Source organism: Moorena sp. SIO1G6 (assembly GCF_010672795.1).
GTDB classification, from domain to species: domain Bacteria; phylum Cyanobacteriota; class Cyanobacteriia; order Cyanobacteriales; family Coleofasciculaceae; genus Moorena; species Moorena producens.
Map to the genome: position 1 here is coordinate 50543 of NZ_JAAHFZ010000015.1, position 23643 is coordinate 74185.

18 protein-coding genes and 1 pseudogene are annotated in these 23643 nt (G+C 43.7%); 12 read left to right on the plus strand and 7 right to left on the minus strand.

Annotated elements, in window-relative coordinates:
* From F6K63_RS16545 to F6K63_RS16560, 4 genes and pseudogenes are all read left to right on the plus strand, one after another.
* Positions 1 to 213 (plus strand): annotated as a pseudogene (locus F6K63_RS16545) (DNA-binding protein); the annotation flags it as partial.
* A 16-nt stretch (positions 214 to 229) separates the two neighbouring features.
* Complete coding sequence (locus F6K63_RS16550) at positions 230 to 457, plus strand: hypothetical protein (RefSeq protein ID WP_044493093.1); 228 nt, start codon at positions 230 to 232, stop codon at positions 455 to 457.
* Positions 458 to 776: 319 nt separating this feature from the next.
* Positions 777 to 3287 carry a two-partner secretion domain-containing protein gene (locus F6K63_RS16555; protein ID WP_287312739.1) on the plus strand — a complete coding sequence of 837 codons (2511 nt, stop codon included), beginning with the start codon at positions 777 to 779 and terminating at the stop codon, positions 3285 to 3287.
* Positions 3288 to 3511: 224 nt separating this feature from the next.
* Positions 3512 to 6172, plus strand: a complete 2661-nt coding sequence (locus F6K63_RS16560) for a CHAT domain-containing protein (protein WP_287312717.1) — start codon at positions 3512 to 3514, stop codon at positions 6170 to 6172.
* Between the two features lie 581 nt (positions 6173 to 6753).
* On the opposite strand, the gene F6K63_RS16565 is transcribed toward F6K63_RS16560, so the two are convergent.
* Positions 6754 to 6936: a hypothetical protein gene (locus F6K63_RS16565; protein WP_287312718.1), complete on the minus strand. Its 183-nt coding sequence runs from the start codon at positions 6934 to 6936 to the stop codon at positions 6754 to 6756.
* Positions 6937 to 7118: 182 nt separating this feature from the next.
* Here F6K63_RS16565 and F6K63_RS16570 point away from each other — a divergent pair, with 182 nt between their 5' ends.
* Entirely contained in the window at positions 7119 to 7535 is a 417-nt protein-coding gene (locus F6K63_RS16570) for a helix-turn-helix domain-containing protein (RefSeq protein ID WP_287312719.1), read from the plus strand.
* 156 nt (positions 7536 to 7691) lie between these two features.
* Here F6K63_RS16570 and F6K63_RS16575 read toward each other — a convergent pair whose 3' ends face one another.
* The 3 genes from F6K63_RS16575 to F6K63_RS16585 all read right to left on the minus strand — a co-directional run bounded on the left by F6K63_RS16575 (position 7692) and on the right by F6K63_RS16585 (position 9757).
* Positions 7692 to 7889 (minus strand): hypothetical protein, encoded by a 198-nt coding sequence (locus F6K63_RS16575; protein WP_287312720.1) that lies wholly within the window; start codon positions 7887 to 7889, stop codon positions 7692 to 7694.
* Positions 7890 to 7994: 105 nt separating this feature from the next.
* Positions 7995 to 8873, minus strand: a complete 879-nt coding sequence (locus F6K63_RS16580) for a DNA adenine methylase (protein ID WP_287312721.1) — start codon at positions 8871 to 8873, stop codon at positions 7995 to 7997.
* Between the two features lie 11 nt (positions 8874 to 8884).
* Entirely contained in the window at positions 8885 to 9757 is an 873-nt protein-coding gene (locus tag F6K63_RS16585) for a NotI family restriction endonuclease (protein WP_287312722.1), read from the minus strand.
* A gap of 339 nt (positions 9758 to 10096) precedes the next feature.
* Between F6K63_RS16585 and F6K63_RS16590 the strand changes: the two genes are divergently transcribed.
* Positions 10097 to 10702: a hypothetical protein gene (locus F6K63_RS16590; protein ID WP_287312723.1), complete on the plus strand. Its 606-nt coding sequence runs from the start codon at positions 10097 to 10099 to the stop codon at positions 10700 to 10702.
* Positions 10703 to 10838: 136 nt separating this feature from the next.
* Here the strand turns inward: F6K63_RS16590 and F6K63_RS16595 are convergent, their stop codons facing one another.
* Positions 10839 to 12062, minus strand: coding sequence for a chromate transporter (locus F6K63_RS16595; protein WP_287255257.1), 1224 nt, complete (start codon positions 12060 to 12062; stop codon positions 10839 to 10841).
* A gap of 279 nt (positions 12063 to 12341) precedes the next feature.
* On the opposite strand from F6K63_RS16595, the gene F6K63_RS16600 reads away from it, so the two are divergent.
* Positions 12342 to 12887 carry a pyridoxamine 5'-phosphate oxidase family protein gene (locus F6K63_RS16600; protein ID WP_287297577.1) on the plus strand — a complete coding sequence of 182 codons (546 nt, stop codon included), beginning with the start codon at positions 12342 to 12344 and terminating at the stop codon, positions 12885 to 12887.
* A 555-nt stretch (positions 12888 to 13442) separates the two neighbouring features.
* Here F6K63_RS16600 and F6K63_RS16605 read toward each other — a convergent pair.
* Positions 13443 to 15185 carry a SulP family inorganic anion transporter gene (locus F6K63_RS16605; RefSeq protein ID WP_008183946.1) on the minus strand — a complete coding sequence of 581 codons (1743 nt, stop codon included), beginning with the start codon at positions 15183 to 15185 and terminating at the stop codon, positions 13443 to 13445.
* A 1355-nt stretch (positions 15186 to 16540) separates the two neighbouring features.
* On the opposite strand from F6K63_RS16605, the gene F6K63_RS16610 reads away from it, so the two are divergent.
* The 5 genes from F6K63_RS16610 (at position 16541) to F6K63_RS16630 (ending at position 21294) form a co-directional block, all read left to right on the plus strand.
* Positions 16541 to 18316: an N-acetylmuramoyl-L-alanine amidase gene (locus F6K63_RS16610; RefSeq protein ID WP_287312724.1), complete on the plus strand. Its 1776-nt coding sequence runs from the start codon at positions 16541 to 16543 to the stop codon at positions 18314 to 18316.
* Positions 18295 to 18501 (plus strand): hypothetical protein, encoded by a 207-nt coding sequence (locus F6K63_RS16615; RefSeq protein ID WP_071107047.1) that lies wholly within the window; start codon positions 18295 to 18297, stop codon positions 18499 to 18501. The genes F6K63_RS16610 and F6K63_RS16615 overlap by 22 nt, the downstream gene beginning before the upstream one ends.
* A 332-nt stretch (positions 18502 to 18833) precedes the next feature.
* The gene (locus F6K63_RS16620) at positions 18834 to 19592 is read left to right on the plus strand and encodes a class I SAM-dependent DNA methyltransferase (protein WP_071107048.1); all 759 of its coding nucleotides are present in this window, start codon (positions 18834 to 18836) and stop codon (positions 19590 to 19592) included.
* A 790-nt stretch (positions 19593 to 20382) separates the two neighbouring features.
* A complete protein-coding gene (locus F6K63_RS16625; RefSeq protein WP_071107049.1) occupies positions 20383 to 20586 on the plus strand; it encodes an NblA/ycf18 family protein in 204 nt (67 codons plus the stop codon).
* Between the two features lie 471 nt (positions 20587 to 21057).
* The gene (locus F6K63_RS16630; protein WP_071107050.1) at positions 21058 to 21294 is read left to right on the plus strand and encodes a hypothetical protein; all 237 of its coding nucleotides are present in this window, start codon (positions 21058 to 21060) and stop codon (positions 21292 to 21294) included.
* A gap of 105 nt (positions 21295 to 21399) precedes the next feature.
* Here the strand turns inward: F6K63_RS16630 and argZ are convergent, their stop codons facing one another.
* Entirely contained in the window at positions 21400 to 23505 is a 2106-nt protein-coding gene (gene argZ / locus F6K63_RS16635) for a bifunctional arginine dihydrolase/ornithine cyclodeaminase (protein WP_071107051.1), read from the minus strand.
* Positions 23506 to 23643: the final 138 nt, after the last annotated feature.

A 23643-nucleotide genomic window follows, 5' to 3' on the forward strand; every position in this document is an offset into this window, starting at 1 on the left:
GCTGTGATTCACGTTAATCAGAAGGTAATTCGCCAAAATCTCAAGAGCGGGGAGCGCAACCCTGTGATCACGGTGAAACGGGGTTCTAAAAATACTTACGGTCATACGGTAGAAGTCAATGGCCCCTGTCGGGTGATGTATCGTCCGGATGATCCATTAAAATGTGGGGCTAGGGTGTGGATTGAGACGATTTCTGATTATAAGGTGAGCTAAGGATTCAGCTTGTAGGGTGGGCAAAAACAGTTTGGTGATTTTGATTGGTCACTACATGATTACGTTGCCCACCCTACCCTACTCTACTTTGAGTAGGGTGGGCAAAAACAGTTTGGTGATTTTGATTGGTCACTACATGATTACGTTGCCCACCCTACCCTACTTATGGGCTATCGGCAAGTCAGCTAAGGATTCAGCTTGTAGGGTGGGCAAAAACAGTTTGCTTCTTTTGATTGGTCACTAAATGATTACGTTGCCCACCCTACCCTACTTATGGGCTATCGGCAAGCTAAGGGAACAGCTTTTGAATAAAACAGGTAAGCAAAAGTTTAATCTGAGTAAAGTCACAGCGCTTGTGGCATGTGCCAAAAAGCTGTTCGCCCAGGGTGAGCCTTTAGCTGACGGCTGAATGCTGACGGCTGAATGCTGACGGAAAAACCGTTTGCTTGTTTTGATTCGTCACGAATAGATTACTTTGCCCACCCTACCTAATAAAACTTAACAGAATCAACAGGTATTTTATGAAATAATCCCAGACATCGGGAGCATTTTGATTGATTAACATGAAAGCTGTGGTTTACGGACTTCTGCAAGCAAGTCCCTTTGTTCTGTGTTCTCTACTGGCTGCAACTACCGCATTAGGGCAAATTACTCCAGATAATACCCTCGGTAATGAACGGTCTGTGGTAACGCCCAATGTGACTATTAAGGGTGCCCTAGCAGATTTAATTGAAGGTGGCGCGATTAGAGACAGTAATCTCTTCCACAGCTTTTCAGATTTTAATGTGGGTGAGATGGGACGGGTTTATTTTGCTAATCCGGCTGGAATTGAGAACATCCTGAGTCGGGTAACTGGAGGTAATGTTTCCAATATTTTAGGGACTCTGGGAGTGTTGGGAAATGCTAACTTATTTCTGATAAATCCCAACGGTATTGTCTTTGGTCCTAATAGCAGACTAGATCTGGGAGGGTCATTTTTTGGGAGTACTGCTGATAGTGTGTTGTTTGACAATGGTTTTCAATTCAGCGCCACCAACCCAGATGCTCCACCTCTGTTAACGATTAAGGGGCCTCTTGGTTTGCAATATGGAGAAAACTCAGGCAGTATTAGGGCACAAGGAATTAGTGGTGTCCAGAGTTTCTTTCAAGGACTAGGGCTAAGAGTGCAACCTGGTAAAACTTTAGCTCTTGTAGGAAGCGATATTACCTTAGAAGGATTTTTTCTAGAAGCACGAGGTGGACGAATTGAACTGGGTAGTGTTGCTGGTCCAGGTATGGTAAGTTTGACACCAAAAGGGAAAGGTTGGGTTTTGGGATACGAAGGTATTGAGAACTTTCGGGATATCGGAATACTGAGGTCTTTTATCAGTACCAGCGTTGAAGAACAAAATGACCTGGCTGCCCAAGACAGCGACGGAGCAATTTCCATCCGGGGTTCACAGTTAGATATTGGTAGAACCTCTACCGTTAGAGCAAGCACATTCACCTCATTACCCGGTGGAGATATAAACATCGATGTTCGTCAGTTGACCCTTAGGGATGGAGCAAGCGTATTAAGTAACGCTTTTGACGAGGGCAAGGCAGGAAACGTGACTGTGAATGCTTCTGAGTCTGTGAAATTGATTGATGGGTTGATTCGACCTCGATTTCCAATTCCTAGCACCCTCTCTACTTCAACTTTCGGTGCGGGAGATGGGGGAGACATTCTGATTAACACTGACTTTTTTTTGCTTCAGAATGGAGGACAAGTTACTACTAACACTTTTGGTCAAGGGGACGGGGGAAATTTGATTGTAGATGCGGACTCTACTGTTCAAGTGATTGGTACCTCAGCCTCGGGTGGGTTGGGCAGCGGCTTGAAAGCTGAAACTTTTCGGACAGGAAAAGCGGGAAATGTGACTATTACCACTGGGAAGTTAATGGTCTCTGATGAAGCATTTGTTTCAGCTAGCACAATGGGTCTTGGGGACGGGGGCGATGTGAGTATTACCACTGGGGAGTTAATTGTCAAAGATGGAGCAGTTGTTTCAACTAGCACAATAGGTGAACGGGACGGGGGAAATTTGACTGTCGATGCCTCTGAATCTGTTCAAGTGATTGGTACCTCAGTGGATGGTGGGATTCCCAGCACCTTGACTAATCTAACTGAAGGCAAAGGAGATGCGGGAGAGTTTTTGAAAATTACCACTGGGGAGTTAATTATCTCTGATGGAGCAGTTGTTAGTGCTAGAAGCATGAAAAAGGATAGTTCAGCAGGCACCGTAGAGATTAATGCCAACTCCATTTTCCTAAACAACGATGGCAGGATCTCAGCAGAAACAGCAGGACCGCAAGGCAATATTGAGCTAGAAGCTCGTGATATCCGACTCCTCGACGAAAGCAACATTACCACTAACGCCCAGAATGCAACTGGGGGCAATATATTTATTGATACTGATACCCTAGTCGGTCTGGAAAATAGCGACATCACCGCCAATGCTGAATTTGGCCCAGGAGGTAGTGTTACCATTAATGCCCAAGGCATCTTTGGCTTAGAGTTTCGGGTACGTCAAACTGATGGAAATGACATAACCGCCACCTCCAACCTTGGCCCATCCTTCAGCGGTGAAGTAATACTTAATACCCCAGACGTAGACCCCACCTCAGGCTTAACCGAATTACCAGCAAGCCTAGTCGATGCAGAAGCAATCCTCGCCAATGACCTTTGTGGCTTTGAGAACAATAAGATTGCTGGCGGGAGTTCCTTTACCATTATCGGAAAAGGGGGTTTACCACCGACTCGAAGAGATCCGCTGATTAATATCGACAGAACAGTAGGCTGGCGAACTCGTCCTGGCTCAGCCAGCACCAGGAGACAAAAATTGCAGCAACAACCTAATGTCAGACGCCCTCAACCTGCCCAAGAAAAAAAAGTGATTATCGAAGCCCAAGGCTGGGTCAGAGCCAAGGATGGCACAATTATTCTGACGGCGCAACCGTTTAGGGGTACTCCTGTTGAGCAGATATTGCCCCATCTTGATTGTCATTCGGGAATCGGGAGTAGGGAGCAGGGAGCAGGGAGTAGGGAAGAGTAATATATAGCGTTTATCGTAGTTATGAGGTACGCTTTTCAACCTCAAAGTCCCCCTTATTAAGGGGGATTTAGGGGGATAATAGGTACCTTATGGGATATAAAATTGCTATAGCATTTTTATTTAAAAGGTGAACATACTCTCTGAAAGAAAGGCAAGAGGCAAGAGGCAAGAGTTAATCAACTATTATTACTATTCCCTATTCCCAATTCCCTTAATTAATTATTATGAAAAAACTATCATTTGTAATTGCCATCGCATTAACCTGTTTACTACCATCCGGGAAAGCCTTATCAAATTCTGCTGATTTTGGGTATAATTTTGCCCCCCTAGCCCCCCAGCGAGCAATCCCTCGCTGGGGGGAACAAAACTCCCAAAGTCCCCCAAATTTGGATGATTTAGGGGGCTTTAACAAGACTAAACGGTCGCGCATTCACTCGAAGATTCAGCAACGCCTAATTCCCGATTCCCTAGGACAACAAGCCCAACACCTCTATGAAACAGGGCAATATCAAAAGGCGATACCGTTGTTGGAGCAAGTTATTAGTAACTACAGGGAGAGCGGGGATATTATTGGTGAGATAAACTCCTTAGTTAATCTAGCTTTAGTTTATCAACGTTTGGGAAAGTTGGAACAAGCTCAAGAAACACTATCCCAGAGTTCTAGCAAATTATCACAACTTTCACCTAATACTAAAGAATCTCAAGAATTAAAAGCCCAAATTTTTTCAGTGGAAGGACAAGTATACTTATCTCTAGGTGATGCTAAACAAGCTTTATCAAATTGGGAACAAACTAGTGCTATTTACCAAGACCTAGGAGATCTGAATCGATTAACAGAAAGTCAGATTTACCAAGTGCAAGCCTTACGATCATTAGGGTTGTATCATCAAGCTAATAAAACGTTAAATAAAATCAAGGAAACTCTCCAAGAGCAACCGGATAGTAAACTCAAAAGTACCGCCCTCCAATACCTAGGTAATATCCTGCGCCGAGTGGGTAAATTCCAAGACTCTCAAGAAATTTTACAACAAAGTTTAGCCATCGCCGAAAACTTACCAAATCAGACTTTGATTGCTGAAAGTCTACTCAGTTTGGGGGATACAGCTAGATTACAAGGGGAAACAGAAGAGGCAATGGATTTCTATCAACGGGTTGTGGAGGAATCTCCCTTACCGGATCTTAAGATTCAGGGACAATTAAATCAACTAAGTATATTGATAGCTAAACAAGAGTGGTCACAAGCCAGAAAGTTATTGTCAGGGATAGACTATACCTTAACGACATTATCTCCAAATCAAACAGCAATAAGTGCTAGAATTAATCTAGCCCAAACCCTGTCAAAAAGTAAAAACTCAAATCTCAAATCTCCCAACTCCCTGGCTACTTATCTCGCCGATGCCCTTAAGCTGGCTAGGGAGTTGGGAGATAAAAGAGCGGAAGCTGAAGCTATTGGTAACTTGGGAACCTTATACGAACACGCATCACGTCTTGATGAAGCCCAAGACTTAACGGAAAAAGCCTTACTAATTGCTCAACAAGTCAATGCTCCCGATTTAGCCTATCAATGGCAATGGCAACTGGGCAGAATCCTCAACCAAAAAGCAGATAAAAAAGGTGCGATCGCGGCCTATTCTCAATCGGTGCAAACCCTGCAATCGATTCGTAGCGACCTAGTCGCGATTAGTAGCGATATTCAGTTTGAGTTTCGAGAAAGTGTCGAACCAGTCTACCGAGAATTAGTAGGACTACTCCTAGAACCCAATGCATCTCAAGAAAACCTCAAACAAGCACGAGATGTGATTGAATCCCTGCAACTAGCAGAACTAGACAACTTTTTTAGGGATGCCTGTCTAGATGCTAAACCAGTTAATATCGATGAAATAGACCCAAAAGCCGCGATATTCTATACCATTATCTTGCCAGACCGCCTGGAAGTAATTGTCACCTTGCCCGGGCAACCTCTGCGCCAAATCACCACTAACTTACCTCAAACAGAAATAGAACAACAATTGGCTTTGGCTTGGAGAACTATTACTAGCCCTTGGCGAGGTCTTGAAAAGGAAAACTTGCAAACAATACACGACTGGTTAATCACCCCCATTGAAGCGGAACTAGCCAACAGCAACATCCTCACCCTAGTATTTATTCCAGACGGAGCCCTGCGGAATATTCCCATGTCTGTGCTTTATGACGGGGAAAACTATGCTATCGAGAAATATAATATTGCGGTAGCACCTAGTTTACAATTAATCGACTCTCAAGCCAATGTCAGAGAAAACGTTTCAGTTCTGGCTGCTGGAGTCACGGAAACTCGTCCCCATCGTCCCAATTTAGGAGCACTTCCTGGGGTGAAGGAAGAATTAGAGAATATCATGGCTCAAGTTCCCTCATTGATTCTACTCAATGAATCCTTTACTGAATCCAACTTCAATACAGAAGTTAATAACTCTGCGTACGAAGTGCTCCATCTAGCCACTCATGGTCAATTCAGTTCAGTAGCTGAAGAAACCTTTCTCCTGACCTGGGACGACGTAATCAATCTCAATGAGTTAAATACTCTGATCTCAGCGGATCAAAAGCAAAAAAATCCGATTGAATTACTCGTCCTCAGTGCTTGTCAGACAGCGGCAGGAGACTCCCGAGCGGCTTTGGGATTGGCTGGAGTAGCAGTGCGTACTGGGGCACGCAGTACCATTGCCAGTCTCTGGTATGTGGACGATCTAGCCACTGCAGAGTTAATGACTCACTTTTATCAGAGGTTAGCCACAGGCAAAGTTACCAAGGCTGAAGCTCTGGGTCAAGCTCAACAGGAGCTGTTGCAGACGCCGGAATTTAGTCACCCCTTTTACTGGTCGGCTTTTATTTTGTTGGGAAATTGGTTGTGAAGTGGAGTAGGGAGTAGGGGGTAGGGGGTAGGGGGTAGGGAGTAGGGTGTGGGGTGTGGGGTGTGTGGGAGGTGTGGGGAGGGTGGGGAGTGTGGGAGGTGTGGGGAGTGTGGGAGGAGAGAAGAGGAGCAGGGAACAGAAAGATGTCTTAATCTTTACTTCGACTGCTATTAGGAACTGGAGCTGGCAACAGTAACGAGAATTGTATTAGTTGTATTTGGTGCGTTCGCGTAGCGTGGCCGTAGGCCAATCCCATACTGGTTCTCAAAAAAGCGATCACATACCGGTTCTCAAAATAGCGATCACATACCGGTTCTCAAAATAGCGATCGCATACCGGTTCTCAAAAAGCGATCGCATACTGCTTCTCAAAAAGCGATCGCATACCGGTTCTCAAAAAGCGATCGCATACTGCTTCTCAAAAAGCGATCGCATACCGGTTCTCAAAATAGCGATCGCATACCGGTCCTCAAAATAGCGATCGCATACCGGTTCTCAAAATAGCGATCGCATACTGCTTCTCAAAAAGCGATCGCATACTGCTTCTCAAAAAGCGATCGCATACCGGTTCTCAAAAAGCGATCACATACCGGTTCTCAAAATAGCGATCGCTCTTTTGTGTGCTGCTGACCAATGTAGTGTGTCAGTGTCTTGATGCAGTCGCTCATGGGGGAAACCCCCAAGACCGCGCTGCATCGCTGCAATAGTTTTTTTTATCCCTCTTTCCACTCTTAACTCGCTTACAACTTTTACAACACTTACCACCCTTTAGCTAGAGATGGCGTTAATGCAACAGTTTTATTAACCCCCTTAACTCTTTCCTCTCTTAAAACCCTTACCACCCTCTAACTAGAGATAGTGTCAATGCCATAGTTTTTCTAACCCCTTGCATTTTATGAGAATTTGTGTTAAGTTAACAGTAACGTTAAAGCAATGGTTAAACCGCCATGATGATTTCTACCGCCCAAGCTGCTGAATTACTAGGTGTTTCTGCCACTCGCGTCCGTTTCCTGCTGAGCAAGGGCAGAGTTAAGGGGGCTTATAAGGTGGGTAGAACTTGGGTGATTCCTCTGTTTGACGGTATGCCGGTGGTCACCCCTGGTACTCGCGGACCGAAGCGGAATTGGTCAAAGCGTACGGAGTACACGAAAGCTGTGATTCACGTTAATCAGAAGGTAATTCGCCAAAATCTCAAGAGCGGGGAGCGCAACCCTGTGATCACGGTGAAACGGGGTTCTAAAAATACTTACGGTCATACGGTAGAAGTCAATGGCCCCTGTCGGGTGATGTATCGTCCGGATGACCCATTAAAATGTGGGGCTAGGGTGTGGATTGAGACGATTTCTGATTTTAAAGTGAGTTGATTTGGCCAGGGATGGGCGGTCAGTGGTCAGTGGTCAGTGGTCAGCCGTCAGCTGTCAGCCGTCAGCCGTCAGCCGTCAGCCGTCAGCTTATTTTATTCGAAATACAAGTTAATTGAAGAGCGACTTTCAGCATCGTATCTATGAACAAAACACCTTTCAGTGAATCACCAAACTTTGATGATGAGATGCTGCCTGAGTACCAGTTTGATTATGGCAAGGCAAAGCCCAATCGTTTTCTTGATGCAATAGCGAGTGGGGGAAACCACGGCAGTCGCTCATGGGGGGAACCCCCAAGACCGCGCTGCCTCCCCAAGACCGCGCTGCATCGCTTGCTAGCAAAAGTGGCAAAACCATGAACATTGCTGAGTATCAAATTGTATTGAAAGAAGCTACCGCCAATGGCTGAGAGCTGAGAGCTGAGAGCTGAGAGCTGAGAGCTGAGAGCTGAGAGCTGAATAACTACCCTAAAAACCAATCTAAATTTCGGCTAATCAACAATTCTGTTTTCTTGGCATGGTGAGTGTTTTTCATCGCAATAGGTTGTATAGCAAATTCATAGCGACTTGCTAGATCCCTTGTTTCTTCTGTCTTGTCATAGCTCATCAAAAAATTGCCTTCTAATTTGCTAGCAAGTTTAAATAGAGCTTCATGATCAACTGCTGAATATCGATAGAGCCTGCGCCCAGCTTTTAGATAAGGTGGATCAATAAAGTAAATAGCATCGTTGCGGTGATAATTTTGCTCACAAACCTCAAACCCATCCCCGGCAATAAATTTTATTTTTGTCTTGATTTTATCAATAGAAAGTATACGCTTTTTCAGGGTTTCAGGATACCAGCGTGACGTGATTCCTTTGCCATTTTCCCCATTTTTCATAAAACTAGCACCATCAGCCAGAATTCCACCACGATTAACGCGATTTTTTACTAGTGTTGCGAAAGCCATAGATTCCAGAGATTGATTAGCAGAATCAATAGCTTGCTTGGCACTATTTCGAGTTAGATTAAAATTGACAATAGTTTCCGCTAGCCATTCGGCACCACCACCTAAAATAACCTGCCACACAGCAGCAACCCCTTCATCTTTTTCTACCATTGTCACTCTACCTACTAAATTCTCGAAAGCAGCAGTAAGACTGACTATACCTCCACCAGCAAAAGGTTCAAAAAGTTCCTTATTTGTACCACCTTTATTATACAACCATTGGCGAATTTGGGGTATTAGCCAAGTTTTACCACCAGCATAGCGAAATGGGCTACGTTGCGGCACACTAGCTACATTTATGACTTTTTTATTACTGGTGATAGAGGCAGTATTAAATAGCTCAAGTTGAGTCATTGGCTTATCCTTTATTGTAAAGGAAGATCTACTATGGTTTGAGTGTCTGGAGGATTATCTAGTTTATCATCAAGTTTCTGTTGAAGCACTTCAATGAAATCTTCTACTTTACCAGCTTTCGGTGTTGAAATAGCGTTAATTGCCGCCCAGTATTCTGTATAAATGACATTGTTTAACGTCAAATAAAACCTATTTTTTTGCTGCTCTAGGGTGTAAAGATTCCAGGCAACTTCCGATTTATCCCATTCAACCTGTGGCAATTGTGGCAGAGTATCAAAAAAACTCTTTTGTAAAACAATTACCTGTTTCTTATTCCACTCACGAAAAATTGACCCCTTATACAAAAGCTGAGGGAGGAGGCGTTTGCGTGAGGATGATAGATAATCTGGACTAGGATAATAAGTTTTAAATTTTGCCCAATCTATAGTTTCCCAGTCTTCAGGATTACTAATATACCTTTCAAAAGGTTTTCTAACGTTACCAGAAATATAAACAGCTTGCACTTCTACAGAGCCAAAATCTAAAATGTTTCCTCGATCATCATAAGAAACTAAGACTAGATCAATATTTCCAGCGGACTGACCATTGGCATCTTTCAAGCGAACCTCTGTCAGGGAAGTCCAATTAGTTTCCTCTCCAAAGAAATAATTAGCGGCATTTTCAGCAATTAGCCAATCCTGTCGGAAGCGAACTGGACAAGTAATGACGGATTCACCCCTGTGATAGATACTACATACACCTAGAGGATTGTTTGCCTTATCTTTGGTGCAGTTCGGCACCTTATTGTTATAAGGACACAGTTTGTAGCGACGATAGCGCTTTGCCTGTTCTGTGAAGTTATTAGTTGGGAATCCGAAGACCTCTGCAAGAGGATTGTTGGACATATAAATCTACCATTGTACTTATGTAAGTCTAAGACTACCGTAAGAAGGTCAAAATATTGATTAAAGTTGTACCGCGAAGGGTGAAGCTAGATGATTGCTTACGGATGAACAGCTAAGGTGGCAATTTATAGTCAGCAGCAATCCATTGATGCGATCGCTTTTAGCGGAAGCTTAGCTTCATCGCGAAGCGTGGCCTTTTGGCCAAGGTCAATCGCAGCCAAGTTCCAGCAGACTTCCTAGTGCAATTCGCTACTTGCCCGATTGTCACGTTTCTTCGGACTGCCCTATAAAATAGATACAGCTCAACCTTACCGTTAAGCTCAAAACCAGGAGACTTAAGTGGCATACAGTGACTTTACTCTAAAAAAAGTCAAGCTTGACTTTAATATCCAGACTGTGGAGGATCAGTCACTATTTTCCAATAGTGAAGAAATTGAAATAAGTGATTATCTCGCACAGACCTTAAAAAGAAATCTCCCTTTAGCGTTAGCCATTAATACGGAAAAAGCTAGGTCAGAACTAATCATTATTAATATTTTACTGGAAGTCAAAGAAAAATCATCTCAAAAAATTAGTCTATTCTCAGGGATTGATTTTAATGTCGATAAGGAAAAAGGCTTAACTGGATTTTGCGATTATATCATTAGTGGTTCAGAAGAGCAGTTATATTTAGATTTGCCGGTAATTACAATAGTTGAAGCTAAGAATGAAAATATTATTTCTGGCTTAGGTCAATGTATTGCGGAAATGTATGCTGCTCAACTCTTTAATCAAGAAGAAAGTTATGATTTACCCTGTGTATATGGTGCAGTAACTACAGGGGATGAATGGAGGTTTGTTAAGCTTGAAAAAAATGTCGCTTATATCGATAATGATAGTTATTATATTAGCGATATTAATAAAGTTATTGGGATTCTAGTGAACATGGTTAAAGGAAAAGCGTAATACTATTAGCCAAGGGAACAGTAAAACTAGAAAAAATTCTTTCTACCTCATTCTCCCGATTCCCGACTCCCTCGGTGCGCTTTCCGTAGGCGAATTAAATTCGCCACGGGTCGCACCGCTCCCGACTCCCGACTCCCTAAAACCCAATCGACAACTGGGCTAATTGTGAAATCAATCCGATAATTCCGCCGATTAATACTAACCATGCGGAATTTACCTTAAAGCGAAATACCAGCACCGCGCTAACTATTGCTACCATAACGGTTAACCAATCTACTAAAGCAGTACGTGCTAAGATATAAGTGACTCCTGTCATCAGTCCTAAGGAAGCGGCATTAACACCGTCTAGGAATCCACTTGCCCAGGGGGATTGGCGTAGCTTGGGCACCCAAGGATTGAGGATTCCGACTAACACAAAGGCAGGCAAAAAGATTCCAATTGTTGCAGCTACTGCGCCAACATTTCCATTCAGCAGATAGCCAATAAAGGTAGCAGTGGTAAACACAGGACCGGGAGTGACTTGACCGATTGCGATCGCATCAAGCAGTTGTTGGGAAGTAAGCCATTGATGGCGCTCTACTAAATCTTGTTGTAGAAACGCCAGCAGCACATAGCCACTACCATATAGAACGGAGCCAATTTTTAGGAAGAATAAGAACACACTAGCGGAAGATATAGAAGCAGCGGATGGTACACCGGTCTGTGCTAAAACACTAGAGAAAGGTATAAGTAAAGCACCTGTGATATTGTTTCCTCTACGCCAAAGGTTTTTAACTAGCATTACTGCAGCTCCGACCAACAGCAGTAATAGAATTTCATGGGTGCCTAAGAAGAAAGCGACAGTAGCTGCAACTCCTGCTACTGTGGTGGGAATATCTTTTGCTGCTTTTTTTCCCAACTTCCATAACGCTTGTAAAACAATGGCGATGATAACTGGTTTGATACCATAAAGGAGCCACTCTACCTGGGGCACACTCTGGTAACGGGCATAAATTGCTGCCATGATCCAGACAATCACCATTGCTGGCAAGATAAAACAAGAACCAGCAACAAACAGCCCTCGCCATCCCGCTCGCTCATAACCGATGTGAATCGCTAATTCTGTAGAGTTAGGGCCTGGAATAAGATTAGTAACTCCCAGTAGATCGAGCAGCTTCTCATGACTCATCCACTGTCGTCGCTTCACTACTTCATCATCCATGATGGCAATGTGAGCAGCTGGGCCACCAAAGGCAATTGTCCCCAATTTAAAAAAGACTAGTGCTAATTCTTTTAGTCGTTGCCCCTGTTGTTGTGGGGACAGTTGAGCGTCAGAACTGTTGTGTTGCTCAGGCTGAATATCGTCTATTTCGTTAGACACTGGTATGACTCCAAAGGCGTCAAGGTTAATATACCAAAGGGAACAGGGATTCGGGAATCGGGAGTCGGGAGTCGGGAATCGGGAATCGGGAGTTGGGAGTTGGGAGTTGGGAGTCGGGGTAATAAAATTTAATGTATAGTTATTTGCAGATAACTTATTATCGATAGTTGCGCGTAACGCATTAGCTGATAGATAAATTAGATAAATTAGATAACTGTGATCGCGTTTTATTTGCGTATTTTTATGATACAATATTACTAGAGTAATCTGTGGTAAACTATGGCTAAGTTTTACTCAGAAATCAATCAAGATTTAAGAGAGTTTATTGAGGAGCAAAAGATATTTTTTACAGCCACAGCTCCCCATCAAGGTCGTATTAACCTATCCCCCAAAGGTATTAACACTTTTCGGTGTATTGATAGTAGAACAGTGGCTTATCTAGATTTAACCGGTAGCGGTAACGAGACATCTGCTCATTTGCTGGAAAATGGCAGAATGACAATTATGTTTTGTAGCTTCACTGAAAAGCCATTAATTCTCCGCCTTTATGGTCACGGTCAGGTAATTCGACCTAGGGATAAGGAATGGGAAACAGTCTACTCCCTATTCAATAGCCTACCAGGGGAAAGGCAAATTATTGTATTGAATGTAGAATCTGCCCAAACCTCCTGTGGTTATGGTGTACCCTTGTATGACTTAAAAGGAGAGAGGGAAACTCTGCTCAAGTGGGCGAATAACAAGGGAGAAAAGGGAATTCACGAGTATTGGCAAGCCAAAAATACTGAGAGTATAGATGGGTTACCGACTAATCTTTTAGATAATTAACAATAATTTAGAATTTAGAATTTAAAATTTAAAATTTAGAATTTAGAATTTAAAATTTAGAATTTAAAATTTAGAATTGTAATTTTTTTTATTCTGCATTCTACATTCTACATTCTACATTCTACATTCTACATTCTACATTCTACATTCTACATTCTACATTCACCATTCTACATTCTACATTCTACATTCTACATTCTACATTCTACATTCTACATTCACCATTCTACATTCACCATTCTACATTCTACATTCTGCATTCTACATTCACCATTCACCATTCACCATTCACCATTCACCATTCACCATTCACCATTCACCATTCACCATTCACCATTCACCATTCACCATTCACCATTCACCATTCACCATTCACCATTCACCATTCACCATTCTACATTCACCATTCACCATTCACCATTCACCATTCACCATTCTGCATTCACCATTCTGCATTCACCATTCTGCATTCTGCATTCTACATTCTGCATTCTGCATTCTGCATTCACCATTCTGCATTCTGCATTCTGCATTCTGACAAACAACCAAACCAACTTATTGTTTAGTTTGGTCTAAATTAGCGGCAGCGCTATTGACCTCTATGGGATTTTCCTGGGCTAAATCACTATTGATATGTGATTGCTCTCCCGTAATCAAGGCAGTTGCTTGCTCTAATGCCTCGATGCGATCGCTAACTCGGTTTCTTGCTGGTAATAGTTCCAGGATTTTCAACTTTTCCAGCCTTTGATTAACCCTATCACTACCACCGACGATAAACACATCACGACGTTTGCCACGAGCCTCTTTAACCATATTCTCTATCGCTAGAGAAGCCGTCACTCCCAACAAGGTAACATCGCTCAGATCTAAGATCAGGACATCATACTTTTCCACAATCCCCATCCGCTGAGAGATAGCCTTGGCTGCACCAAAGCTCATTGGCCCGCCGAGACGGAATAGGAAAATTCGACCACGAGCCTGTTTCAGAAGCTGTTTTTCTTCATAGCTCAAACTATTTTCACCATCATCAGGAGCAGTAATTTCCTTGACCTGATCAATCTGTAGCTGACTGAGGTTTTTGACAGTCAACAGGTTGGCAATGAACACCCCAACGGCAACGGCTGTAATTAGGTCAACAAATACAGTCATGAATAACACTAAATACATTAATGCTGCTGCCTTGATGGAGACTTGATGGGCTCGTTTGAGGAAGCTCCAGTCAATAATATCGATTCCTACTTTAATCAAGATGCCCGCTAGTACAGCATGGGGAATACTTTGAGTCAGGCTTCCCGCACCCACAACAATCACCAGCAGCACTAGGGCATGAATCATGCCTGAAATCGGAGTTTGACCACCAGCCTGAACATTGATTACCGTCCGCATGGTAGCACCAGCACCAGGTAGGCCACCAAACAAGCCAGCAATCGTATTACCGATACCCTGACCAATTAATTCCCGGTCAGAGTCGTGCTGGGTACGGGTAATATTATCAGCAACCAGGGAAGTTAACAGAGAGTCGATGGCACCCAAGGTGGCTAACATTAGACCATAGCCAATCATGTCTTTGATTTGGCTGAAATTGAAGACTGGCAAATACAGCTTGGGTAAGCCTGTGGGGATTTCTCCAATCCGTCTGAGCTCGCTGTCTGGGAGGTCTCCGAAGAAGACAACCGATATCAATGTACAGACTATCAGTGCTAGTAGGGGGGATGGAATTAATCGATTCAGCCTCCGAGGTGATCCAAACATAATCACCAGAGTCAGGATTGCTAAACCGGTAGCGGCAAAATGGGGATTAGCCACGAACCTAGGAAAATCCAGGACAGACTGTACCACATTGGCAGAACTCGGATGCCCGAAAAATGGACCAATCTGTAACAGCAGAATGATCACACCAATCCCTGACATAAAGCCAGATATCACTGTGTAGGGCATCAGGGTAATGTATTTCCCCAGCCGCAACAGCCCAAATAAGATTTGAAATATCCCTCCTAGCATGACAACGGTGAATGCCATGGCTAGGCCAGTATCTGGGTTTTTAGCCACTAGCGCCGTAAACACCGTTGCCATCACTACGGTCATCGGGCCAGTGGGACCAGAAATCTGAGAGGGAGTACCGCCAAACAGAGCGGCAAACAGACCGACAAAAACAGCGCCGTAAAGACCATGAATTGCCCCAGCACCGGAGGATACTCCGAAAGCTAGAGCTAATGGTAGTGCGACAATTGCAGCAGTCAGACCACCAAAGACATCACCGCGCAAATTACGGAAATGTAAACCATTAACAAATTGCATGAGTGGGTAATTTAGTGAGAGAATAATACTTGCTCTAGGCCCACATCTAATTGATTCTTTCCATATAACTTGGAATTCCTACCATGATGGTATAGGAAAATCTAAGGGGTAGAGCCATCCAAATATAGAAACCAGGATTTACCTGGGCAACACTAAAGTATATGGCAGCAAGAATTGCTATAAGCAAGAATTGCTATATAAGATGCCTTAGAATTTTACACTAGAATTTTACACTGTTGGAGGTGAAACGGTTAAAATTATTAGTTAATGTATGGAGTCTACCACTAAATCAATCGATGCCTAGCACCAGAGACTCTGAATCTCCCCAGGGCACACAGATCTAAATTATAGAAACCTTACTCAGAAGCGATGCAGTGCGGTCTTGGGGGTTTACCCCATGAGCAACTGCATCAAGAGGTGCGACCCGTGGCGAATTTAATAATTAGATGCGGAAAGGGCACCTAACAAAGATTTAACAATTAATAAGCAAAAATACTTATTTTATCAATCTTATATCCAGTAGGCATTTCAAAATAACATACGTTTACCCTGCTGATCTCCCCAAAGAATAATTGAGCAAGGTTAGTGGGAGTATACAGAAGGATTGGTGGATTATTTCGCAAATTCTGGTGAAAAATTCCTGGAAAATCAATTACTCTGACTAGAGACTAAACACTCTTTGACTAGAGACTCGTCAATGGGACGATAGTTGTTGATCTCGCACTCAGGTTAAATCAGATTGGGATAGTCCTGGTAAGATTGGGCTAATTACTAGGATCCGTACAAGTCTTCATCCCCGTGTTTTTAAACCGGGGATGAAGAAACAAGCGCGACTAAAGTCGCCTAAAAAATCTTTCAGTAAAAGGTTGACACTTATATAGCGCCAGAGTATACTGAGAATATAGGGTAAAGGCTGAAAAACCGAGGGTGAGCCGGGAGAGAGACCCGTAACTTATTGACCTTAAAGTAGTAATGCCCGGAGGGTAGGGAAAATCCTCCTTAAAAACCCAATCATCAACTACCAATTGGTGTGTGAACCCAGAAAAATCACGCTTTGAGAAAAAAAAACGGTACGGTGGGGCACACCGGAACCGAGTGAAAAGGAAGGGAAACGGACTATGCACATGCACTTCCTATTAAGTAACTAAACGCCTAGGGAGAATCGCCCTCTGGGTCTGTCGTAAGTTGACTAAGAACTTGGTCAATACGGGTTTTTGGTTTAAGTACTGTCCTGTTTTTGGCGGCGTCAAAAATAGGAATACGGCGGTTTAAGGCGGCTCGTTGATCTAGGAATCCCCGCTTATACAAGGCCGGGGAGTGTCAATGGTAACCTATCCTGCTGTTGACGAGAAAGCATGCAAAAAATCCTGAGTTGGGCAATACTAGCTTCTGTGATTACATTACTTGTTTTACCTGTTTCGGCTGAGCAACCCCTTTTCCTGGCCTATCCCCCCCGTGAGCATAAAACTACTGCAGAGCAAATTTTCTTGATTGGTACTGCAGCCCCTACTTCACAGGTGCTGGTCAATGGTAAACCTATCCCCCGTAGCCAAAGTGGGAATTTTGCTCCTAGTTTCCCTTTGCAGCTGGGAGAAAATCGGTTTACCTTGCGCTATCTAAACCAGGAAATTCAAGTTACGGTAACTCGACTGTCTACTGAACCAGAGTTACCAGCAGGTTTGGGATTTGCGAAAGATTCCCTGACCCCAGCAGCAGATATTGCTAGATTACCTGGAGAACAGATTTGTTTTGGTGCGATCGCATCCCCTCGTGCTAGGGTTTCCGTCACCCTGGGCAATCAACAGATTTCCTTACTCCCTCAATCCCAAGATGCCCAACTTCCCTCCAATTTTGCTGTATTGACTGGTCAAAACCAACCTACACCTCGTGCAGTCATTAATAACTACGAGGGATGCGCTTTGGTATCACAGGTTGGAAATTTTGGCAACCCTGTGTTTCAACTAAATTTCAATGGCGAGAGAGTCAGTCAGCGGGGTACAGGTACAGTGGAAATTCTATCTCCTAACCGCTTAGAGGTGATAGAGGTAATAGAGGAGGCTGGGGTTGCCCGCACTGGACCGAGTACTAGCTATTCTCGCTTAACTCCTCTACCAAAGGGAACTAGAGCAGCAGTTACTGGTAAACAAGGAGACTGGTTACGTCTTGATTATGGTGCTTGGATTCGCCAGAAGGAAACCAAGGTGATTGCTGGTGCAACTCCCCCGAAGTCGATTATTCGCAGTATTACTTCCCGACAGGTACCTGGAGCAACAGAAATTCTCTTTCCCCTAGAGATACCAGTACCAGTGAGTGTGCAGCAGTCCGATAAAACCTTTACCCTAACGCTACATAATCTAACCGCTCAAACGGATACGATTTTCCTAAATGATGACCCAGTGATTAAGCGCCTAGACTGGTACCAAGTGACTCCAGACCGGGTGCAGTATAATTTTAGACTCAAATCTGAGCAGCAGTGGGGGTATGACTTGAGGTATGAAGGCACTACTCTCATTCTGTCTCTGAGACATCCACCAAACTTGAGCAGTAGAGGAATACTGGGTCTATCCACTCAACGGTTAGCAGGAATTAAGATACTGCTTGATCCCGGACATGGGGGAGCAGAAAAAGGAGCTAGGGGACCGAATGGGTATCCAGAAAAGGATGTTAATTTAGTAGTCTCGAAATTGTTGCAAAAGGAATTGGTACAACGGGGAGCAACGGTATATATGACACGGGAAACTGACAAGGATGTGTCATTACGAGACCGGATGGATATGATTCACGAACTAGAACCAACTATTGCCCTTTCTATCCATTATAATGCGTTACCAGATGATGGTGATGCCATTAATACTGCTGGGATCGGAATGTTTTGGTATCATGCCCAAGCCCACGATTTATCAGTGTTTTTGCATAATTATTTAGTCCAAAAGCTCCGGCGTCCATCCTACGGAGTATTTTGGAATAATCTCGCCCTAACCCGTCCTCACAAAGCTCCTTCGGTGCTGTTGGAATTGGGATTTATGATTCATCCAGTGGAATTTGAATGGATTAGCAATTCCCGAGAACAGAGACGATTGGCTAATGCGATCGCAGATGGGATTACTGAATGGTTGGCTACTGTGGACTAATCCACGCTTTGTGGAATAGGGAACAGGGAATAGGGAAACAGAGGGGAGTGTGGGGAGATGGGCAGATGGGGAGATGGGCAGATGGGGAGATGGGGAGTCAGATGAGCGACTGGCGTGGAAACTCCCAAGACCGCACTGGTAGTCGCTCATCAGGGAAACCTCCTTTGGCCGACTGCATCCGTTGACAACAACAATAGCTGGAAAATGTAAACTTTTATTACTGGATTCAACACTTCTGGCTTTGATGGTATAATATATCTTGCCAATTTGCTTGATAGATATAGCACTACGCATTCAGATGTTTGACATTCCTAAACTCCGAAACGTAAGTCTAAGCTTAATTCTGACTTCTAACTTCTGACTTGCGCTTAGCGCTATATATGGGCTACCCTAACTTGTTCAATTCCTCAACTGAGTGCCTGTAAATTCAACACCATTTTCAGAGCTGTCTAGCATCACTTGTTTGATGTAAGATCTGTCTCGGTTTCAGCTCACGTATAAATTTGAAGTAAATTCTATGACTCAGGCTGCATTTGATTACAATTCAGAATATTTTACTAGTGAAATATTCGATACCAATTATCAAGCTATAGCGTCAACAATCCTTAAAACTTATCAACCAAAACGTGTAGCAGAATTTGGATGTGGTCCTGGGCATCTTACTAGAGAGCTGGCCAGATTGGGTGTAGAGGTAACAGCTGTAGATGGTTATTCCGAACCTGATTTCTCAGAATCATCTATTGAATTTCACAAACTTGATCTAAATGACGAAGTAGCCATTGCTAATCGTTTCTCCAACCAGCATTTCGATCTTGCTATTTCTCTGGAAGTTGCTGAACACCTAGAACCTGAAATATCTCCAATACTAATCAGCTGGATGACTAGTGTTGCCCCAATCGTGGTATTTTCAGCAGCAGTTCCTAGTCAGAGCGGCCATGGACATATCAATCTTCATTCCAGGGATTACTGGCACCGTTTATTCACTAAGCATAATTTTGTCGTCGCGGATCGTATTCGCGAGAAACTTCGATACATACCTAATGTCGCTCCTTGGTATCGTTACAATATTATCGATTATCTCCAGGCAGAGCATTCTCAAGCCCCAGAAATACTAGAAGTAATTGAGCGTTTGCTTGCCTCTGAATCTGCTGCATCGACCGCATACTACGAAGAATCTACGAAGATGAGACTTTTACAGCCTTACTTAAAGGACCCGGTCGTTAAATGGTATTTCGGGTTGCGACAGTTTACTGATAGTTTTTTTAACAAAAGCTAACTCTCAGTAATCATTCAGCTGCTATCAGCGAATGGCCTTGGCTCACGGCTGACCGCTGACTGCTGAATGGTTACCTGGAAGCTTTAGGGAAGACTGGCTTGCTACCTTGAGTATTTGAAGGGAAATTCATCCCCACCCGTTGCAGGGATGGGGTATTCTTTCCCCTGGCCGTAGGCCACGCTACGCGAACAAACTCCCCTATCTGATAACTGAAACAACTGATACAAAAAACTGAGATCAATACTGAGTCATTCTACTCTTGTCTGCCAATTATGCTGAAACTATCGATATAGCAATCAGAACTCAGATACCTTTAAGTATTTTTACTTACCTTACTTGAGGTGCGACCCGAAGGTGCGACCCAAGGCCGGGTTCCCCGGCCTAGGAGGCGCGCACCAAAGCGCGAATTTAATTCTTAATGGGTCAAGCGCACCTAAAGGTTTAGGGCTTCGGCTTCTCTCGATATCCCCTGAAGCGCGATCGCGAAGCGGTTCCTTACTGGCAGTGCCAGACGCTGCGCGAACGGAACATCGCATTTTCTGGTTGCTTTACCGATGTGATAGTTAAGGATAGGTTTGGGTAGGATACAAAGTACCCGCAAGGGTACTGTAAAGTCTCGTAAAATTTGCCATCATAACTAGTAGAAAGCCTATTTACACTAATCCTTGCATAAAAATCCCAACTCAAGGTGATAAGTAATTAATGATTCAAGTTACCCACTCGTAATTAACGTGGGTAATGGGGTCTAACCAATCCCTAATTTCTGGAAATTTATAGGAGTCAGATCATCATGGAAAAACATCAACCAATAGAATTTTCCCTAGAACAGGAGTTCAATCTTAAGGTGTTTGAGACGCAAATTCAAAATCTTGACCTTGAACAAGCAAAGAATCTTCTGTGCGAGCTCTATAGACAGATGTCAATTCGTGAAATTCATTTCAGGAATTTCGTTAAGCACAGTTTAATCGGAGATCCTCCACCTTGGAGTGAGTAAGCTCAGGGGGCAAGGGATGGAAGTAAGCTATCAGCTATCAGCGTGTCGCGTATCAGCTATCAGCTTCTATAGGTAAGCATTCGTTTAATTTATTGCCCATAGGCGCACGCTACCCGAACGAGGTTTATTTTAAGCATGATAGCTGACCGCTGACCGCTGACCGCTTACTTTTGTCTAATACGGGAAATTTGCAAATTAAATTCTGATTAGCTTAACCCAATTATCCGGAATCCACAGCTAAATTACTGAAGAAACAATAAACACAGCAGTTAGAGTCAAGGCGACTGAGACATAATAACATTATTAAGTGCATCACGTAGGTAGCTATAAATACATTTAACATGACTGAATTGCTAAATTATCGATGAATTCAGCAACTCAGGAATTCAGAGGAATTTCTCACCTACTTACTGTTCAAATGGTCAGTTAACCAAGGCTCTCTAGCTTTAATTCACAATCAAGGAGTATCCCATGGTAAAACAAATGTGCTGGTTATCGAGCTTTGGTAGTAATGAACATAAAATGTTGCACTTGCGGACTTCCCCTTATGAGGCTTGGCGTCCTTACACAGCTTTTCGCGAATATGCTGTCCCAGATTACCCAGTACCTGGCGGTTCTAAAGGCTGGGCAACCTATCAGAAACTAAGACTCTCAGACTGGGTTTTGGTTCCTAGTGACAATGAAACTATGGATTATAAAGCAAGTTAATAATTTAATAATAAATGAAGAATTAAGAATGTAGAATGTAGAATGTAGAATGTAGAATTCTTAATTCTTAATTCTTAATTCTTAATTCTTCAACAGTTAAACTAATTACTTGGCTAGATAAGGACTGGTTAACTTATCTAACTGTTGCACTAAAAGGCTAAGGAATAAACCGACATCAGTGACAACACCAACAGATTCTACTGAACCGCGATCGCTTAATTTTGTCACTACGGCGGGGTTAATATCCACACAGACCATCTTCACTCCGGCTGGAGTCATATTGCCGACGCCAATAGAATGGAGCATAGTAGACAGCATCAAGATCATATCTGTCCCTTCCAATAACTTGGCATACTCTTGCTGTGCTTTAATCAAATCCATCTGGGTATCTGGCAGAGGACCATCATCTCGGATGGAACCGGCTAGGACAAATGGTACGTGATTGCGGACGCACTCATACATCACCCCTTTAGTTAATACACCCTGTTCTACAGCTTGGGCAATGCTACCGCAACGACGGATAGCATTGATTACTTTGAGGTGGTGTCGGTGTCCACCATGGACAACTACTCCTCGTTTCATATCCACACCCAAGGAGGTTCCCATCAGGGATTGCTCGATGTCGTGAACTGCGATCGCATTTCCCCCTAAAAGCGCCTGAACATACCCTTGTCGAATCAAACGGGATAAATGTTCACTACCGCCAGTGTGAATCACCACAGGTCCTGCTGTCACTACAACTCTACCCCCTTGGTCTCGGATTTGGCGCAGCTCCCAGGCAATTTGTTCCACTACTAATTCTACCCGGCGCTCACTAGAGACCCCAGATGCCATAAAACTAAATTCTTGCTGATTGCGTTGTTCACGGGATTGAGTTTTGCGCACCGTCCGGATTCCTTCTACTCCCAAGATCACCTGTTCTCCAACTTCCAAATCCCGCACCAGTTTACAACGAGCGATGACACCGTCTGGGGTTTCAGTTACTGCGATCGCACCATCCATGCGTTGATTTTGTACCTTAACCCACTCACAATTAACCCGTACTTCTGTAGGATAAATCGTAGTAACATAAAAGTCATCGGGAGCAACCCCTGCTTGAGTAACAGGTTCCAAGTTAGCATCACACACCTCTTGGGCAGGAGTGACAGCTCCTAGATCAATCAGCTTAGTCATAATCTCTGCCATCACCTCATGATCTGGTGCGGAGACTTTCAGTTCAGCATTAGAGGTGCTTTGCCGCTGTGTTCCTAGGTCGAAGTTAAGTACCTGGAAGCTACCCCCACCTCCAACAATTAAATCCAAGGCACGGCTGATGATACCAGAATCAAGCAAATGACCTTCCAAACGAATAATGCGACTTTCAACCGGTTGATTGCCATGGATTTCACTGCGGACTGGTTCAGTTACCCGTAAGGTTAGGCACTTAGCAGCACCACCAGCTTTCATAAATTCCGTCAAGGGGGTTTCAATCACCTCAAACCCAGCTTGACTGAGCCGATCTTTAAGGCGATCGCTGGCTTTGTTCATCACTACAAGTTGATCAATATTGACCGCATTGCAAGCAAAGTTCACTGCATCAGCTTCTGTGATTGCAATTCGTTTTTCCGGTGGTACCCGCATTTCGATTAAGCGGTTGGAATAGGCATCAAATGCTGGGGGATAGTAGAGTAAATAGCCACCACTCAGGGGACAGAAGCAAGTGTCCAAGTGATAGAAGCGTTGATCCATTAGCCGCAGGGACACAACTTCAATATCTAACCATTTAGCAAGGTATGGATGGGAATCAAGTTCTGAGCGGAAGCCATAGCCAGCCCACAGCCAACGCCCTTCCCGGTCTAGCAGAGCATCCCCAGCTCCTTCAAACGGTAAGTCTTGAGGAAGTTCATAGACAGTGTAGCCATTGTCATCAAACCATTGCTTGAAATAAGGTTCTTCCCCCTGGCGCTCTTTGTGGAGGAAGCGGCTAAGCACCACATTCTTGCCCAAGACTAATCCCGCATTGGCTGTAAATACCATATCTGGCCAACCGGATTGAGGAGAAACTAAATCGACTAGGGCATGCTCTTTGATGACATAGTGAAGTTTTTGCCACTGTTCTACAGCGCGATCCCTCGATGACTTGTGAATATTTCCCTCCATCCAGGGATTAATCACATAATCCACATCGTAGTGGTCAGGGGGACACATGAGGAAGCGAATTGATTCAGTCATAGTCGATTTCTGATCTGGTAGATACCTACACGACCACGGTAAGTCAGCAATTAAACCAATGTCACGACAATTTGCCATTGACAGGCGAGTAGGTTAAGTTGGTGGATTAATCTTAAATATTTTATCCATAAACTTATT